Genomic DNA, 16,266 nt, shown 5'->3' with positions numbered 1-16,266 from the left:
GCTGCCTAGGCGTCAGCAGAGACAAGCCAGGTGGTGGCGCAGGCCGGCCGGAGGCGAAACGATTCTCTTGGTTACTCGAAACGTAGCGGTGAAGTCCCGCAGAACACTTCTGATCCGCACCGGGCTCGGCTCGGCCGGGGCCGCGTCCGTCCCGGGCCTGCCGGAGGCGGAGCCCGCGCGGCCGCCGATGCCGCTGGACCCGCCCGACCTGCCGCCCGCGCCGGTGGCGGAGCCCGTACCGGTGGCGGAGCCCGTGGCCGTGGCGGAGACCGCGTCGGCGGCGGAGTCCGCGTCGGTGGCGGCCCCGGTGCGGACCGGGCCGGTCGTGCCGCCGCCGCCCGCCGAGCCGCCGATCGTCCCCGCACCGCCGATCGTCCCCGCACCGCCGGTCGTCCCCGCGCCGAGCTACCCGGAGACGCCGTCGACCACCGGCACCGCCCCCGCCTTCCAACCCCTGTTCGTCGACGCTCCCGGGCTCAACTGGGCCGGTCCTGGCGACAGTTGGAGCGAGGCCTGGGCCACTCAGACGCAGCCCCGACCCCACGCCCTGCCGTCGGTCCCGGCCCCGACCGCCGCCGCGCCCGGTGTCGACCCGACCGAACTCCCGCTCACCGCCCAGGACATCGGCCTGATCCGGGACAGCCTCGCGCTCGTCGAACCGGTCGCCGACCGGGCCACCGCGCACTTCTACGCCCTGCTCTTCCTGCAGCACCCCGAGGTCCGCCCACTCTTCCCCGCCGCCATGGACGTCCAGCGCGACCGGCTGTTCCGCGCCCTGCTGGCCGCCGCCCGCGGCGCCGAGGACCCGGCCGCGCTGCGCACCCGGCTGAGCGAGCTGGGCCGCGGCCACCGCCGCTACGGCACCCTGACCGGCCACTACGCCCCGGTGGGGGAGTGCCTGGTGCAGGCGCTGGCCCGGTACGCGGGCAGCCGTTGGGACGCGGCGACGGAACTGGCCTGGCGCCGCGCCTACCGGCTGATCTCCACGATCATGATCGAGGCCGCCGAGGAGGCCGCCCGCACCTCGCCGCCGTGGTGGCAGGGCGAGGTGGTCCGGCACGAGCAGCGCACCCGGGACGTCGCGGTGCTCACCGTCCGCCCCGACCAGGCGTACCCGTTCCGGGCCGGCCAGTACTGCAGCCTGGAGACGCCCTGGTGGCCGCGGGTCTGGCGGCACTACTCCTTCGCCTCCGCCCCCCGCCCGGACGGGCTGCTGGTCTTCCACGTCAAGGCCGTCCAGGCGGGCTGGGTGAGCAACGCGCTGGTGCGCCGGGCCGCCCCCGGGGACGTGCTGCGGCTGGGCCCGGCGGCCGGCGGGATGACCGTCGACCACTCCTCCGGTGCCGATCTGCTCTGCCTCGGCGGCGGCACCGGCATCGCGCCGATCCGCGCGCTGGTCGAGGAGGCGGCCGAGCACGGCGCCTCCGGCCGCAGCGTCGAGGTGTTCTACGGGGCCCGCACCGCCGCCGAGTTGTACGACCTGGACGGGCTGCGCGAGCTGGCCGGGCGGCTGCCCTGGCTGACCGTCCGGCCGGTGCTGTCCGGCACCGGCCCGGCCGAGGGTGCGCTGACCGGTGAACTGCCCGAGGTGGTGGGCCGGTTCGGCCCGTGGGACGGTCGGGAGGCGGTGCTCAGCGGTCCGCCCGCGATGGTCCGGCGCGGGGTCGGGGTGCTGCTGCGCGCGGGGCTGCCGGCCGAGCGGATCCGGCACGACCTGGTCGGCGAGCTGGCGGCCGGCTAGCGCCGGGCCAGGTGGCCCGGCTCGGTGATCAGCCGCGGGGATTGTCCAAGGGGATCAGCCGAGGTCGGGTGCGAGGAGCGCGCGGATGCCCTCGATGTTGGCCGCGAGGTACGCCCGGAGCCGGGGCGGGACGACGTTCACCGAGGTCACGCCCTCGCGGGTGAACGGCAGCCGGACCACCTCGTACTCGCCGTTCGGGTCCGTCACCTCGGGACCGTGCCGCCGGCTGAGGTCCATCGAGGCCAGCCGGCAGACGAAGAAGTGCTGCACCTTGACCCCGTGCGGGTGCAGCAGGGTGCCGTCGTCGTGGTGGGTGTGGCTGATGGTGTCGACGAAGGCGGGCACTACGTCCACGACCTTGCCGCCCAGTTCCTCGTCCACCTCCCGGTGCAGCGCCTCGACCACGGTGCGGTCCTCGCGTTCGACGCCGCCGCCCGGGGTGATCCAGTACGGGTGCGGCGCCCCGGGCCGGACCCGCCGGATCAGCACGATCGAGGCCGGGCCGTGCGGGTCGTCCGGGTCCAGCTCCAGCAGGATCGCCCGCGCGGTCCGCTTGACCACCGGGCGCGGCGGCGGGGTTCGGTTGTCGGGGCCCATGGTGACCTCCGGGGCTGGAGCGTTGTGCGTGAGTCTCCCCGCGGAGGGAAACGGTCGAAACCCCGGGAAAGGGTCGAAACACCGGCAGAAGAGCAGAAGAGAGGTACCGGCGCCATGCAGCACAGCACTGTCCAGGGGCACCTGGCGATGAACCTCGTGGTCTCGCCCGAGCTGTCCTTCCCGATCGTGGTGGACCTGGGGTACGAGGCGGGTGATCCGTACGCGGTCCGGTTCACCTTCCACCTGCCCGGGGACGCCCCGGTCACCTGGGTGTTCGCGCGCGAGCTGCTGCTGGACGGCCTCGGCGGCCCGTCCGGTGAGGGCGACGTGCGCATCGGGCCGCTCGGCGGCGAGCCCGCCGAGGTCAGCATCGCCCTGTGCTCCCCCAACGGGCACGCCGTGCTGCACGCCCGGGCGGCGGCGCTGGCCGCCTTCCTGGCGCGGGCCGACCGGCTGGTGCCGGTGGGGCGGGAGTCCATCGGGAAGGAGCTCGACGCCGAGCTCGCGGACATCCTGCGGGGGTGCGACGCGGGGTGAGCGAACCGAGCGGGTCGCGTCGGGGGTCCCCGGGGTCCCTGGGGTCCCGGGGACGACGGCCGGCGACTACCCCTGGGAACGACGAAGGGGCCCGTACCCCGGTGGACCACCCACCCGGGCGCGGGCCCCTGCTCGAGGCCGGGTGCGACACCGCGCACGACGGATCAGTCGTCGTCCAGGGCCAGGTGCAGGCCCCAGGAGACCAGGCTGATGATCAGTGAACCGACCAGTGCGGAACCGAAGGTGGACACGTGGAAGTCCAACTCCAGCTTGGTGGACGCCCACGAGGTGAGCAGCAGCATCAGGGCGTTGATCACGAAGGTGATCAGTCCCAGTGTGAGGATGAACAACGGGAACGAGAACAGCTTCACCACCGGCTTGATCAGCCAGTTGATGAGCCCGAAGACGACGGCGACGCCGAGCACCGTCAGCGTCTTGTGCTGCCAGTCGGCCTTGCCCTCGGCGAGTTGGATGCCGCTGACGATCCAGGCGGCGACCCAGATGGCCGCCGCGTTGATCAGTGTCTTGATGACGAAACCCTTCATGCCGCCCAAGCCTGACAGGCGGCCCGCTCCGGGGGAAGCTCCCGCCGGACGAGTTGGTGCCGAACGCCCCTGGTCCCGGAGGTGGACGGGGCGAAGCCGAAGGACGGGGTCGGCGGCGGGGCCGACGGCCGGGGGCGGGGCCGGGCGGCGCCGTCGTAGGGTCGTTCGCATGACCCGTAGCCTCACCGAGGAGCTCTGGGCGTCGATCGAGCCGATCTACGCCGAGATCCTCGCCCACCCCTTCATCGGCGGCCTCACCGACGGCACCCTGCCGCGCGAGGCCTTCCGCCACTTCGTCGTCCAGGACTCGCACTACCTGCGCGACTACGCCCGCGCCCTCGCCGTCTGCGCCGCCAAGGCCCCCGGCGAGGCCGACGTACGGGCCTTCGCCGACGACGCGGTCGGCGCGCTCGCCGCCGAGCAGGGCATGCACGCCGAGTTCCTGACCGCCTTCGGCGGCACCGCCGAGGAGGCCGCCGCCGAACCGGTGCTGCCGACCACCCGCGCCTACACCAGCTACCTGCTGGCCACCGTGTACGGCGGGTCCTTCGCCGAGGCGCTCGGCGCGGTGCTGCCCTGCTACTGGATCTACGCCCGGGTCGGCGAGGCGCTGCTCGCCCAGGGCTCCCCCGACCCGCTGTACGCCAAGTGGATCGCCACCTACGGCGACGAGGCGTTCCAGTCGGTGGTCCGCCGGGTGCTGGCGCTCACCGACCGGCTCGGCGAGGAGCTCTCGGCGGCCGAACGCCGCCGGGTGGTCGAGCACTTCACGACCACCTCGCGCTACGAGTGGATGTTCTGGGACGCCGCCTGGCGCGGCGAGCGCTGGCCGGTCTGACCCGGCTCCCCCGCCGTTTCTCGGGGGTCCTCCCGGGGGGTCGGATCGGGGTGATCTAGGGGTTCTCTCCGGGCCGCAGGCCCTCGTTCCGCTGCTTCCACCACCGTACGATCGAAGCATCGAAAGCAAGCGGGATGCGGTTACCGGACGGCGGCCGACCCGAGGGGAGAAGAGGAACCGACATGGCTGAGCTCTGGAAGTCGCTGCCCTCCTGGGTGCGCAACATCGTCATCCCGGTGCTGGTCCTGGTGCTGGCCTGGAACATCATCGCCTTCGTGTTCGGCGTGGTCGGTGCCCTGCTGAGCATCGTCATCAAGCTGCTGGTGGTCGTCGGCATCGCCGCCGCCGTGGTGATCCTGGTCAAGAAGGCCGCGAAGAGCTGACCTCGCTCCGCGCGCCGCGCGGAGCGCCTCCGGAGGCCCGGTACCCCGTTCGCGGGGGCCGGGCCTCGGCCTTTTCCCGCGCCGATCCGTTTCGGGGACCGTCTGGACCTGCGGCGATCTGCTCGCTACCGTGTTGGGCGTCATGTGCAGGCAACACCGCCTGCGACGCGGGAGCTCGGAGCACCGGGCTGAGAGGACGCTGACCGGACCGTCGACGGACGGACCGACGGCTGCGTCGACCGCAGGAACCTGGACCGGATAATGCCGGCGTAGGGAGTAGAGGTCAGATGACCACGTTCGAAGCACAGCCGCAGCCTGCCCGCAGCACCCCCAGCAGCGAGCGCACCGGATACCCCACCCCGGCCTGGCGCAAGGCCTACCGCGACGGATCCCGCCCCGACCTGCGGGTCCCGTACCGCGAGGTGCAGCTCACCAACGGCCGGACCGTGCCGCTGTACGACACCTCCGGCCCGTACACCGACCCGGCGTACGAGCCGGACGTGCGGCGCGGGCTGCCGGCCCTGCGCGACGCCTGGATCCGCCAGCGCGGCGACGTCGAGGAGTACGACGGCCGCGAGGCGCGCCCCGAGGACGACGGGATCAAGCACACCTCCCCGCGCGGCGGGGACCTGCGCAACCTGGACGCGGTCTTCCCCGGCCGCCCGCGCCGCCCGCTGCGTGGCCGCGGCGGTGTCGCCGTCACCCAACTCGCTTACGCCAAGCGGGGCGTGGTGACGCCGGAGATGGAGTTCGTGGCGCTGCGCGAGGGCCTGGAGCCGGAGTTCGTGCGGGACGAGGTGGCCCGTGGCCGCGCCGTCATCCCGGTGAACGTGAACCACCCCGAGGTGGAGCCGGCCATCATCGGCACCAACTTCCTGGTGAAGATCAACGCCAACATCGGCAACTCCGCCGTCACCTCCTCGATCGAGGAGGAGGTGGAGAAGATGACCTGGGCCACCCGCTGGGGCGCCGACACCGTCATGGACCTCTCCACCGGCCGCAACATCCACACCACCCGCGAGTGGATCCTGCGCAACTCCCCCGTGCCGATCGGCACCGTGCCGCTCTACCAGGCGCTGGAGAAGGTCGACGGCCGGGCCGAGGAGCTGAGTTGGGAGGTCTACCGCGACACCGTCATCGAGCAGTGCGAGCAGGGCGTCGACTACATGACCGTCCACGCGGGCGTGCTGCTGCGGTACGTCCCGCTCACCGCGCGCCGCAAGACCGGCATCGTCTCGCGCGGCGGCTCGATCATGGCGGCCTGGTGCCTGGCGCACCACCAGGAGAACTTCCTCTACACCAACTTCGAGGAGCTCTGCTCCATCCTGGCCTCCTACGACGTCACCTTCTCGCTCGGTGACGGCCTGCGGCCCGGCTCCATCGCGGACGCCAACGACGAGGCGCAGTTCGCCGAACTGCAGACCCTCGGCGAGCTCGGCCGGATCGCCCGCGAGCGCGACGTCCAGGTGATGATCGAGGGCCCGGGGCACGTCCCGATGAACAAGATCAAGGAGAACATGGATCTCCAGAAGGAGATCTGCGACGAGGCGCCGTTCTACACCCTCGGCCCCCTCACCACCGACGTCGCCCCCGGCTACGACCACATCACCTCGGGCATCGGCGCCGCCATGATCGCCTGGTGGGGCACCGCGATGCTCTGCTACGTCACGCCCAAGGAGCACCTGGGCCTGCCCAACCGGGACGACGTCAAGACCGGCGTGATCACCTACAAGATCGCCGCCCACGCCGCCGACCTCGCCAAGGGCCACCCCGGCGCCCAGGCCTGGGACGACGCCCTCTCCGACGCCCGCTTCGAGTTCCGCTGGGAGGACCAGTTCAACCTGGCCCTCGACCCGGAGACCGCCCGCGACTTCCACGACGAGACCCTCCCCGCCGAGCCGGCCAAGACCGCGCACTTCTGCTCCATGTGCGGCCCGAAGTTCTGCTCGATGAAGATCTCCCAGAAGATCCGCGACGAGCACGGCGACGGTTCCAGCGCGGTGCAGAGCGACTTCGACGCCGAGGCGCTGGCCGGCATGGCCGAGAAGTCCGCCGAGTTCGCCGCCCAGGGCAACCGGGTCTACCTCCCGCTGGCCGACTGACGCGGGACTGACGACGACGCTGTCCCGCAACGCCGAGGAGGCCGTCGCGGGGCAGCGTCTCGTCAGCTGCCGGTAGCGTGGTGCTGGGCCATACCTCAGGAGGACAGATGAACCCCGAGCACCTCGCCTTGATCGAGGAGTTCCGCAGGTCAGCTCCGGCGAACTTCAAGATCGAGTTCTCTGGTGACATCGTCATCATGCAGGCGTCGCCCTCGGCGATCCACGAGCGGAACCTCTCCGTTGTGCGCCGACAGTTCGAGGCGCACGCTCCGGCCGGATACATCTCCACGGGGAACATGGATCTGGCCTCGCCTCAGGTCTCGAAGCTGCGAAACCCCGACCTCACGTATCTCCCCGAAGATGCCATGACGAGCACGGAGAACAAGGTTCCGGCCGAGCTGGCCCTGATCGCGGTTGAGATCGTCTCGCCGTCGAACCCGGAGAACGATTGGGTCGGCAAGCTCCGTGACTATCCGCTGATGCAGATTCCGCTCTACCTGTTGGTGGACGCCGCGCAGAAGACCGTCACGCTCTTCAGTGAGCCCGAGGCCGGTCGCTATCGCATGAGGGAGGATGCCGATTTCGGGGAGGCCATCCACATCCCCGAGCCGTTCGGCTTCACCCTCGACACCACGGTTCTGCTCCCGTACTGACGGTCCAGCCTGGTCCGGTGGCCCCGCCGGCGTGGTTGGCCGGCGTGAATGTGCTGGTTCCGGGTTGAAGCTCTGCTCGATGAAGACCTCCCAGAAGATCCGCGACGAGCACGGCGACGGTTCCAGCGCGGTGCAGAGCGACTTCGACGCCGAGGCGCTGGCCGGCATGGCCGAGAAGTCCGTCGCGGCCATGACGGACTCCGCTCCCGGAGGCTGACCGTCGGGAGCCGCGTCCGGCCTTTTTCCTGCCCGGGCCTGGTCGGGCACTGATATATTCAAAGGCGTTGTTGGTCTTATATATGGGAGGCATGTATGAGTGTGACAACCATCGACCTGGACGATGACGCCCTGGCGAAGGCTCTGCGGTTCTCCGGAGGCGCGACCAAGAAGGACGTGGTGAACGCTGCGCTCCGCGAGTACGCGGAGAGACACGAGCGTGCTGCCCGGCGCGCTCGGCACACGCAGGCCGCCCAGGAGTGGGACTACGAGGGCTGGCAGCAGCTCCATGACGCCGAGAAGCGGGGAGTGGAGTGATCCGGTACCTCGCGGACTCCACTGCCGTATGGCGCCTGCTTCGCGAGCAGGACCTGAACGACGCCTGGGGAGAGGACATCGACCTGCGCGTGATCGGGTCGTGTGCTCCCCAGCGCACCGAGTTCCGGCGGTCCGCCCGCAACCTCGTCCATTACGAGCAGATGGGCGAGATGTTCGCCGATCTGTACCCCGACGTGCCCCTGCCGAAGAACATGTGGGGCTGGATCGAGTCCGCCCAGTTCCGGCTCGCCCAGAGCGGTGGAGCTGTCCGGGCGCTGTCCACCGTCGATCTGATGATCTGCGCCACCGCGGCCCACCACGGGCTGATCGTCCTGCACGACGACAATGACTTCGCCACCGCTGCCGGGGTGCTGACCGACGTTCTTCAACGCAACGTCCGCGACGCTCCGCGCTAGGCATCGCTCGACGTGTGGTGCTTGTTTCCGAGTTCTGCTCGATGAAGATCGCCCAGAAGATCCGCGACGAGCACGGCGACGGGACGCGGGAGCCTGGCACCTGAGCGCCGTCCCGAGAGCTTCCGCTTCTCGGGGCGGCGCTTCGTTGTCGGCAGTAGTCGCAGAAGGTCCCACGGGTGCCGACCCGGTCCTCCCCCGAGGGGCCGGGGCGGCACCCAGCTCTTTCAGCTGGTGGCGTCCTGCGGGTACCAGCGGAGTTCGACGGTGTTGCCGTCCGGGTCCTGGACGTAGAGGGAGGTGGCGGTGCCGCGGGCGCCGTAGCGGGGGCCGGGGCCGTCGAGGACGGTGAAGACGCCGGAGTCGACGACCTCCTGCCAGTCGAGGGGCTCGACGGTGAGGCAGATGTGGTCGACGTTGGACTCGTGGCGGGGGCGGTGGAAGAGGTCGATGATCGTCGCGCTGTTGACCCGGACGGAGGGGAAGGAGACCTTGCCGGCCCGCCATTCGTCGACCCGGACGGGCTCCAGGCCGAGCAGGCCGGTGTAGAAGGCGAGCGACCGCTCGATGTCGGCGACGTTGAGGACCAGGTGGTCGAGGGCGACGACGCGCATGGTGATCGGCTCCGGTGGTGTGGGTTCTCGTTCGGTGACGGGTCCAACGATCCTCCGGCCGGGGGTGATCATCAATGGCGGATCACCGTACGATCGTTGAGTCGGACTAAACGATGCTGGGTGCGGAGGGGCGGGGCGGCATGCTGGAGCGGCTGGAGACCGAGGTCTTCCTCGCCCTCGCGGAGGAACTGCACTTCGGCCGGACCGGCGAGCTGCTGGGCCTGACCACCGGGCGGGTCAGCCAGGTGGTGCGGAAGCTGGAACGCCGGATCGGCGCGCCGCTGTTCGAGCGGACCAGCCGGTCCGTCCGGCTCACCCCGGTCGGGCGGCAACTGGCCGCGGACCTCGGGCCGGTGGTGGCCGCGATGGAGGAGGCGGTGCGCCGGGCGGTGGACGCCGGGCGCGGGGTGACGGGCGAGCTGCGGGTGGCGTTCCTCGGGGAGTCGACGGCGCCGGTGCTGCTCAGGGCGGTCGCGCTGTTCGGCGAGCGGCACCCGGACTGCTGGGTCGACGTCCGGGAGGTGCAGCTCTCCAACTCCCGTTCCAGCCTGGACGACGGCTCGATCGACATCCTGGTCGCCTCCTACCCCTTCGACGGCATGTCGCTCGGGCCCGTCCTGCTCAGGGAGCAGCGCGTCCTGGCGGTGTCGGCCGGGCACCCGCTGGCCACCGAGGCCTCGGTGTCGCTGGAGGTCCTCGGGGACCACCCGGTGGTGCAGTACCCGGCGGTCACCTCGGTCGGCTTCAAGCGCGACCGCACCCCCGACCGCACCCCGTCCGGTCGCCCCGTCCCCAAGGGCCCGTCCGGCAGCACCTTCTCCGAGATGCTCAGCCTGGTCGCGATGGGCCGCGGCGTCCTGCCGGTCGGCCAGTACTGCCGCCAGTACTACCCGCGCCCCGACCTCGCCTACGTCCCGATCCACGACGCCCCGCCGATCGAGCGCGGACCGGTCTGGCTGCCGGCCAACACCACCGAACGCGTCCGTGAGTTCATCCGGGCGACGGCCGAGGTGGCCGCCGCGGCCGGGAGTTAGGGCGCCAGGCGTCAGGAGGCCGGGCGCCCGGTGTCAGGAGGCAGGGCGCTCGGCGTCAGGAGATCGCGCGGAGCCGGGCCGGGGCCGGCTGGGTCAGTTGCTGGAGGTGGGCGGCGGTCCCGGGGTCGGCGGGGTGGAGGACGAGGAGCTGCTGGGCGTCGGCGGGGAGCTCCAGGGTCTCGCGGTGGAGGCGGAGTTCGGGGCCGGCCGGGTGCTGGAGGCGGAGCGGGCCGCGACGGGGGACGAGCTGGTTGCCGAGGCGGCGGGTGAACTCGGGGCCGGCGACGGGGGCGAGTTCGGTGCTGAGCCACTCGGAGTTCTCGACGGTGGGGCCGAGCCAGAGGTCGAAGGCCTGCTCGTCGGCGACGTCGTCCCAGTCGGGGAAGAGGGTGCGGGCGCGGGGGTCGGTGAAGACGTAGCGGGTGAGGTTGGGGGCGGGGTGGTCGAGGAGGCCGGCGGCGCCGAGGACGGCGGCGTAGCCGGGGGTGTGGGCGAGGATGTCGCCGAGGCGGTTGGTGACGGCGGCGATGCCCGGTTCGAGGAGGCGGAGGGTCTCGCGGACGGTGGGGCGGACCTCGCGGCTGGGCGGCGCGGGGCGGACGTGGCCGCGGCAGGCTCCGCCGGTGATCTTGGCGAGGTAGCGCAGGTGGGTGCGTTCGGCCGGGTCGAGGCTGAGGGCGTCGGCGAGGGTGTTGACGACGGCGGTGGAGGGGTTGCGGTCCCGGCCCTGTTCGAGTCGGGTCAGGTACTCGACGCTGATGCCCGCGCGGAGGGCGAGGTCGGAGCGGCGCAGTCCGGGTGAGCGGCGGCGGCCGTGGTCGGGCAGGCCGAAGGTCTCCGGTTGGATGCTGTCGCGCTTGGCGCGGATGAAGTCCCCCAGTGGTGTGCCCATATGACGAGCCTACGGACATGCGAGGTGCGGAGGGTGGCCCTGCGGGGGCCAGCCTGGGCACGGCCTGGCTGGGTCCGCCGGGCGGGCGGATGGTGGTGGGCATGGAGAACGACAGCATGGAGTACCGGAGGCTCGGCGGCACCGAGCTGGTGGTCAGCCGGATCGCGCTCGGCTGCATGGGCTTCGGCGGCCGCGGCCGCGGCCACAACCCCTGGGCGCTGGACGAGGACGCGGCGGCGCCGGTCTTCCGGCGGGCCGTGGAGCTCGGCATCACCCTCTGGGACACCGCCAACGTGTACGGCGGCGGCGCCTCGGAGGAGCTGGTCGGCCGCGCGGTGCGGCGCTACACCCGGCGCGAGGACGTCGTCCTGGCGACCAAGGCGGGGCTGCCGATGCACGACGGACCGGGCGGTTCGGGGCTGTCCCGGCGGGCGATCCTGGAGCAGGTCGACGGTTCGCTCGCCCGGCTGGGCACCGACCACCTGGACCTGTTCCAGCTGCACCGCTTCGATCCGGCGACCCCGGTGGAGGAGACGGTGGCGGCGCTGGCCGAGGTGGTGGCGGCGGGGAAGGTCCGGTACGTGGGCGCCTCCTCGATGTGGGCGTGGCGGTTCGCGAAGCTCCAGCACGCGGCGGCCCGGGCGGGCGGCCCGGCCTTCGTGTCGATGCAGCACCAGTACAGCCTGGTGCAGCGGGAGGAGGAGCGGGAGATGTTCCCGCTGCTCGCCGACCAGGGGGTGGGCAGCCTGGTGTGGTGCCCGCTGGCCTCGGGGCGGCTGGCCCGACCGTACGGGCTGGCGACGGCCCGTTCGGCGGGGGACGCGGTGGCCGGGCGGTTCTTCGGGGACGTGGACCGGCCGATCGTGGACGCGGTGGAGTCGGTGGCCGCCGCGCGCGGGGTGCCGATGGCGCGGGTCGCGCTGGCCTGGGTGCTGGGCAATCCGCTGGTCACCGCCCCGGTCGTGGGCGCGACCCGGCCGGGGCACCTGGACGACGCGGTGGCCGCGCTGGATGTGCGGCTCGACGCGGCCGAACGCGCGGCGCTGGAGGGCTCGTACACGCCGCGACTGCCGACCGGCTTCTGAGCGTGGTCAGCCGACCTCGTCCGGCCCGGTGAAGTCCGGCGGGGTGTAGCCCGGGCCGGTGAAGTCGGGCGGGGTGAAGGCGGCCGGGCGGGGGCTCCGGCCCTGGGGGTCGGTGATGCCGTCGGGGCCGGGGCTGGTGAAGGCCGGCGGGCTGTAGCCGGGGCTGGTGAAGTCGGGGCGGGTGGGTTCCCGGCCGGTCGAGTCGGGGCCGGTGGAGTCCGGGCCGGTGAAATCGGGGCTGGTGAAGTCCGGGCTGGTGTAGCCGGGGGCCGGGCGGCCCGCGACGGCGGGCAGGTGGTCGCGGAGGTAGGGCAGCAGGCCGCGTTCGCGCAGGGCGGTGCGCCACTCCGCGCGGGCGGCGCCGAGTTCGGCGGCCAGCTCGGGGTCGGTGCCGGCCGGGACGGCGGCGGCGCCGTCCCGCAAGGCGGTGAGCAGCAGGCCTATGATGCCGACGGCCATGGCGGCGACCCCGGCGGCGAGCGCGACCCAGCCGGCGGTGACCATCGCGCGGGCGAGCGCGAGGCCGGAGTCGGCGGCGCGCATCAGGTAGCCGACGAGCAGCAGGACGAGTGCGGCGGCCCAGGCGAGGATCGGGGTGAGCACGGTGAGCACGGGGAACAGCCCGGCGCCGCCGTCGCCGGAGCGCAGCTGGCTGAGCAGGCCGGGTGCGTACGGTTCGACGTCGGCCGGCGGCGGGGGCGTGGCGCGCAGGGTCTCGCGCAGCGCGGTGTAGTGGGCGTATTCGGTGGCGGCGGCGGTGTTGATGGCGTCGGCGTCGCGCAGGGCGAGGACGCGGAGCTGGTCGGTGCCGAGTGCGCCGGGGGCGCGCAGGGCGGTGAGGACGGTGCGGTCGCGCAGGGCTTCGGCGAGGAGGCGCTCGTACTCCGGGCGGTCCTCGGCTAGCAGCGGCGGGGGGTTGGACATGGGGACCCCGTTCATGCGGACCCCCGGCCCGGTGGCGAGGACGCGGGACCGCATCGAGGACGCGGGACACCCTCAGGGCGCCGGGGCGGGCGCGGAGGCGGGCCGCCGGACGGGCGGCCGGGTGTGGTGTGCCTCATGGTAGGGGCGGGTGTGCCCGTGCTGACAGTCGGTTTCCGGAATTTCGCGCCCCGGCCCGCGCGCGCGTGGGGGCGCGAGCGCCGGGAACAACTGTTCCAGTGGGGCCGACGATTGTCAGGTCGTCAGGTCGTCAGGTCCTCGGGCCATCAGAGCGTCACGTCGTCAGAGTCGTCAGAGTCGTCAGATCGGCAGCCGTGCGACCAGCAGCCGGCCCTCCATGGTGACCCCGCCGTCCATCGCCACCGCCAGGTCGTCCGCGTACACGTACGGCCCCGGGATGTGCGGCGGCTGCCCGTCGTCCGCGTGCACCGCGCCGGTGAGGTACGGGATCGGGCTGTGCCCGTGCACGACCCGGGTGCCGCCGAAGGTGTCCAGCAGCTCGTGGACGGCCGTCGGCCCGGCGTCGCCGCGGAAGGCGAACCGCTTGGTGAAGCGGCGGAAGCAGTCCCACCACTCGTCCACGCCGCCGTCGGCGAGCAGGCTGTGCACCGCGTCGTTGACGTCCGGGATGGACTCGCCGTACTCCAGGTACGCCGTGGTGTCGGAGTGCAGCAGCAGGTGGCCGTCCTCCAGGCCCATGGCGGGCAGCCGGGAGAGCCAGCTGATGTGGTGGGCCTCCAGCCGGTCCAGGTCGCTCTGCTGGCCGCCGTTGAGCCGCCAGGCGGCGAGGAAGGAGGCGGTGCCGGCGGTGGACTGGACGGGCTCGTCGCCGTACTTGGCGGCGCCGAGGAAGAGCAGTTCGTGATTGCCCATCAGGGCGCGGCAGTAGCCGCCGGCCGCGGCGGCCTCCGCGGCGAGCTGCATGACCAGGTCGATGACGCCGATGCCGTCCGGGCCGCGGTCGGTGAAGTCGCCGAGGAACCAGATCCGGGCGCGGCCGGCGGACCAGTGGCCGCCGTCGTCGATCAGGCCCTGGTGGTGGAGTTCGGCGCGCAGCTCCTCGAGGTAGCCGTGCACGTCGCCGACGACGTAGACCGGGCCGGGGGGCTCGCCGGGGCCGGGGGCCGGGTACGGGTAGGTCGGCGCGGCGGGGTCGGGCAGCGGCGGGCCGAGCTCGATGGTCGGCGGGTCGTCGCGGTCGGTGAGCTGGTCGCCGAACTGGTCGCCGAGTTGGTCGCCGAGTTGGTCGCCGAGTTGGTCGCCGAGCTGGTCCGTGAGCTGGAGGGCCGGGGAGGGCTGGTCGGGCAGGGTGGGCTCGTAGCCGCCGTGGTCCTGCGGCTCGTAACCGCCGTGGTCCTGGGGCTCGTAGCCGGTCCGGTCCTGCTGGTCGTAGCCGCCTTCGTAGCCGACCTGGCCGTGGTGCCGGCCCTGGTCGTGGTGCTGCTCCTGGCCGGGCCCCTGGGCGTGCACGGTGTGACCGTGCCCCTGGCCGTCGTGCCAGTGCTGTTCCAGGTAGCGGGCCCCGCCGTAGCCGCTGTAGGTCTCCGCTTCGTACGGGGTGCCCTGGTAGCCCGGGGCGGGTTCGGGTTCGTAGTAGGTGCCGTACGGCAGCACGTCGAGGTCCGGCTGGTGGCGGGGGCCTGAGTGGGGGTGCTCAGGTCCGGGGAAGCGGTCCTCGGGTGTCATTCGCCCATCATAGGAAGACCACTCTCCCGCCGTCGTCACCTGGTGGGTATCCAATCCTCCGGAGCGTCAGCCGGGCGGTCCCGCAGGGTCCGTTTTGCCCCGGCTCGGTAGGGTCTCGTGGGCTTTTCGTGGGCGTACCGGCGGTTGTTCGTCGCCCTCCCGCCCACTGCGCTACACCTCGCCCGGGGGGCGCGGCGGGCTGACGGTGGTGCGCGGACTCCGGCGCTGGGAGGAGGCGCGGACGATCAGCTCGGTCGGCATCAGGGTGCCGGGGGGCGGGCCGTTTCCGGCGGTGCGGAAGCGCGGCGGGAAGAGCCGGGCGATGTCCACGCCCGTCCCGGAGTCGACCCCTTCGATGGCGTCGATGAGGAGGTTGACCACGGTGGTGCCGATCTTGCGCGGCTTGAGCGAGAGGGTGGTGATCGGCGGTTCGGTGGCCGCGTAGACGTCGCTCTCGCTGCAGGTGACCAGCAGCAGGTCGTCCGGCACCCGCAGGCCGTACCGGCGGGCGGCGGCCAGCAGGTCGGTGCCGTTGGGGTCGAACAGGCCGTACACCGCGTCCGGGCGGTCCGGGCGGGCGAGCAGCCGGTCGGCGGCGACGGCGCCGGCGGCCGGGTCGTGCGCGGGGTAGGCCTCGTACACCGGCTCCTGGCCGACCTTGGCGCACCAGCCGAGGTAGGCCTCGGTGGAGAGCCGGGTGTAGGTGTCCGTGCTGGTGCCGGTGAGCAGGCCGATCCGGCGGGCGCCGGCCTCGGAGAGGTGGTCGAGGATGCCGAGCACGGCGGCCTCGTGGTCGTTGTCGACCCAGGCGGTGACCGGGCAGTTGCCCGGCTTGCCGTCGCTGACCACCGGCACGCCGGACCGGTACAGCTCGCTGACCAGCGGGTCCTGGTCGGGCGGGTCGATCACCACGGTGCCGTCCAGGGCGATGTTGCCCCAGACGTCGTGGCGGGAGGAGGCGGGCAGCACGACCAGCGCGTAGCCGCGGCCGAGGGCGGCGCTGGTGGCGGCCCGGGCCATCTCGGCGAAGTAGGCGAACTCGGTGAAGGTGAAGGGTTCTTCGCCGTACGTCGTGACGGTCAGCCCGATCAGGCCGGACCGTCCGGTGCGCAGGGTGCGGGCTGCGGCCGAGGGGCGGTAGCCGAGGCGCTCGGCGACCTCGCGCACCCGGCTGCGGGTCTCGTCGGGCAGGCGGCCCTTTCCGTTCAGCGCATCGGAGACGGTGGTGATCGACACTCCGGCGGCTGCTGCCACATCCCGGATGCCGGCCCGCTCCAGACGCCGTGAGGTGGTGGGACGCCGACCGCTCTGGTTGGCTGCTGCTGTCATGGCGGACCGATCGTATGGCTCCTGACAAGGGTCTGTGACCGGCGCATCGGGAGCCTTTGGAGATACGTTTCTCCATGAGTGAGCCGGGGTGCGCCCCTTCGATCCCCTCCCGAATCCAGCCGTCTTACCTCTGACATGTGCCAAAGGAACCGGGCAGAATGGCTGATCTGCGCCTGTAACCCGTCCGGGCATCTCACTCCTACGGGTGAGGGCGGTCGGTATCGTGCAAGGCACCCGACCGGGGTTGGTCCGGGCGCGCTCCGGGATTCCCGGGGGCGCGGCCAGGTTCCGCGGTACGGCGGCGATCCCGACCGTGCGAGGGCGGGCGGACCGGCAGAGAA

Annotated in this window: 18 protein-coding genes and 1 riboswitch; of the genes, 11 read left to right on the top strand and 7 right to left on the bottom strand. The window is 72.5% G+C overall.

What is annotated here, in order from left to right; genetic code table 11:
- Window positions 1-88: 88 nt before the first annotated feature.
- On the top strand, window positions 89-1,741 hold the full coding sequence (locus ACIQWA_RS13810; protein WP_402481922.1) for a globin domain-containing protein: 1,653 nt from the start codon (window positions 89-91) through the stop codon (window positions 1,739-1,741).
- A gap of 54 nt (window positions 1,742-1,795) precedes the next feature.
- Here the strand turns inward: ACIQWA_RS13810 and ACIQWA_RS13805 are convergent, their stop codons facing one another.
- On the bottom strand, window positions 1,796-2,338 hold the full coding sequence (locus ACIQWA_RS13805; protein WP_360242966.1) for an NUDIX domain-containing protein: 543 nt from the start codon (window positions 2,336-2,338) through the stop codon (window positions 1,796-1,798).
- A gap of 114 nt (window positions 2,339-2,452) precedes the next feature.
- On the opposite strand from ACIQWA_RS13805, the gene ACIQWA_RS13800 reads away from it, so the two are divergent.
- Window positions 2,453-2,875: an SsgA family sporulation/cell division regulator gene (locus ACIQWA_RS13800; protein WP_402481919.1), complete on the top strand. Its 423-nt coding sequence runs from the start codon at window positions 2,453-2,455 to the stop codon at window positions 2,873-2,875.
- 164 nt (window positions 2,876-3,039) lie between these two features.
- Here the strand turns inward: ACIQWA_RS13800 and ACIQWA_RS13795 are convergent, their stop codons facing one another.
- Window positions 3,040-3,420 (bottom strand): phage holin family protein, encoded by a 381-nt coding sequence (locus ACIQWA_RS13795; protein WP_360242972.1) that lies wholly within the window; start codon window positions 3,418-3,420, stop codon window positions 3,040-3,042.
- A 169-nt stretch (window positions 3,421-3,589) separates the two neighbouring features.
- On the opposite strand from ACIQWA_RS13795, the gene tenA reads away from it, so the two are divergent.
- The 7 genes from tenA to ACIQWA_RS13760 all read left to right on the top strand — a co-directional run bounded on the left by tenA (window position 3,590) and on the right by ACIQWA_RS13760 (window position 8,346).
- Window positions 3,590-4,258 carry a thiaminase II gene (gene tenA / locus ACIQWA_RS13790; RefSeq protein ID WP_360242974.1) on the top strand — a complete coding sequence of 223 codons (669 nt, stop codon included), beginning with the start codon at window positions 3,590-3,592 and terminating at the stop codon, window positions 4,256-4,258.
- Between the two features lie 182 nt (window positions 4,259-4,440).
- Window positions 4,441-4,641, top strand: a complete 201-nt coding sequence (locus ACIQWA_RS13785; protein WP_188305823.1) for a DUF5326 family protein — start codon at window positions 4,441-4,443, stop codon at window positions 4,639-4,641.
- A gap of 157 nt (window positions 4,642-4,798) precedes the next feature.
- A riboswitch (TPP riboswitch) is annotated at window positions 4,799-4,934 on the top strand.
- Entirely contained in the window at window positions 4,929-6,743 is a 1,815-nt protein-coding gene (gene thiC, locus ACIQWA_RS13780) for a phosphomethylpyrimidine synthase ThiC (protein WP_402481916.1), read from the top strand. (Overlaps the previous riboswitch by 6 nt.)
- 107 nt (window positions 6,744-6,850) lie before the next feature.
- Complete coding sequence (locus ACIQWA_RS13775) at window positions 6,851-7,396, top strand: Uma2 family endonuclease (RefSeq protein WP_402481913.1); 546 nt, start codon at window positions 6,851-6,853, stop codon at window positions 7,394-7,396.
- A 79-nt stretch (window positions 7,397-7,475) separates the two neighbouring features.
- Window positions 7,476-7,613, top strand: coding sequence for a hypothetical protein (locus ACIQWA_RS13770; RefSeq protein ID WP_402481910.1), 138 nt, complete (start codon window positions 7,476-7,478; stop codon window positions 7,611-7,613).
- A 95-nt stretch (window positions 7,614-7,708) separates the two neighbouring features.
- Window positions 7,709-7,930: a type II toxin-antitoxin system VapB family antitoxin gene (locus ACIQWA_RS13765; RefSeq protein ID WP_402481907.1), complete on the top strand. Its 222-nt coding sequence runs from the start codon at window positions 7,709-7,711 to the stop codon at window positions 7,928-7,930.
- Complete coding sequence (locus ACIQWA_RS13760) at window positions 7,927-8,346, top strand: PIN domain-containing protein (protein ID WP_402481905.1); 420 nt, start codon at window positions 7,927-7,929, stop codon at window positions 8,344-8,346. Before ACIQWA_RS13765 ends, ACIQWA_RS13760 begins: the two co-directional genes overlap by 4 nt.
- Before the next feature lie 224 nt (window positions 8,347-8,570).
- On the opposite strand, the gene ACIQWA_RS13755 is transcribed toward ACIQWA_RS13760, so the two are convergent.
- A complete protein-coding gene (locus ACIQWA_RS13755; RefSeq protein ID WP_402481903.1) occupies window positions 8,571-8,957 on the bottom strand; it encodes a VOC family protein in 387 nt (128 codons plus the stop codon).
- A gap of 113 nt (window positions 8,958-9,070) precedes the next feature.
- On the opposite strand from ACIQWA_RS13755, the gene ACIQWA_RS13750 reads away from it, so the two are divergent.
- The gene (locus ACIQWA_RS13750) at window positions 9,071-9,991 is read left to right on the top strand and encodes a LysR family transcriptional regulator (RefSeq protein WP_402481900.1); all 921 of its coding nucleotides are present in this window, start codon (window positions 9,071-9,073) and stop codon (window positions 9,989-9,991) included.
- A 55-nt stretch (window positions 9,992-10,046) separates the two neighbouring features.
- Here the strand turns inward: ACIQWA_RS13750 and ACIQWA_RS13745 are convergent, their stop codons facing one another.
- The gene (locus ACIQWA_RS13745; RefSeq protein WP_402481897.1) at window positions 10,047-10,883 is read right to left on the bottom strand and encodes a helix-turn-helix domain-containing protein; all 837 of its coding nucleotides are present in this window, start codon (window positions 10,881-10,883) and stop codon (window positions 10,047-10,049) included.
- Between the two features lie 116 nt (window positions 10,884-10,999).
- On the opposite strand from ACIQWA_RS13745, the gene ACIQWA_RS13740 reads away from it, so the two are divergent.
- Window positions 11,000-11,968 carry an aldo/keto reductase gene (locus tag ACIQWA_RS13740; RefSeq protein ID WP_402482429.1) on the top strand — a complete coding sequence of 323 codons (969 nt, stop codon included), beginning with the start codon at window positions 11,000-11,002 and terminating at the stop codon, window positions 11,966-11,968.
- A gap of 6 nt (window positions 11,969-11,974) precedes the next feature.
- Here ACIQWA_RS13740 and ACIQWA_RS13735 read toward each other — a convergent pair whose 3' ends face one another.
- From ACIQWA_RS13735 to ACIQWA_RS13725, 3 genes are all read right to left on the bottom strand, one after another.
- Window positions 11,975-12,892: a hypothetical protein gene (locus ACIQWA_RS13735; protein ID WP_402481895.1), complete on the bottom strand. Its 918-nt coding sequence runs from the start codon at window positions 12,890-12,892 to the stop codon at window positions 11,975-11,977.
- 318 nt (window positions 12,893-13,210) lie between these two features.
- Complete coding sequence (locus ACIQWA_RS13730; RefSeq protein WP_402481893.1) at window positions 13,211-14,596, bottom strand: metallophosphoesterase; 1,386 nt, start codon at window positions 14,594-14,596, stop codon at window positions 13,211-13,213.
- A gap of 171 nt (window positions 14,597-14,767) precedes the next feature.
- Window positions 14,768-15,925 (bottom strand): LacI family DNA-binding transcriptional regulator, encoded by a 1,158-nt coding sequence (locus ACIQWA_RS13725; RefSeq protein ID WP_360243017.1) that lies wholly within the window; start codon window positions 15,923-15,925, stop codon window positions 14,768-14,770.
- Window positions 15,926-16,266: the final 341 nt, after the last annotated feature.

This window comes from Kitasatospora sp. NPDC098652 (assembly GCF_044760155.1).
Lineage (GTDB): Bacteria > Actinomycetota > Actinomycetes > Streptomycetales > Streptomycetaceae > Kitasatospora.
Note: the sequence above shows the minus strand (reverse complement) of the source record. Positions and strands in the feature narration are given on the sequence as shown.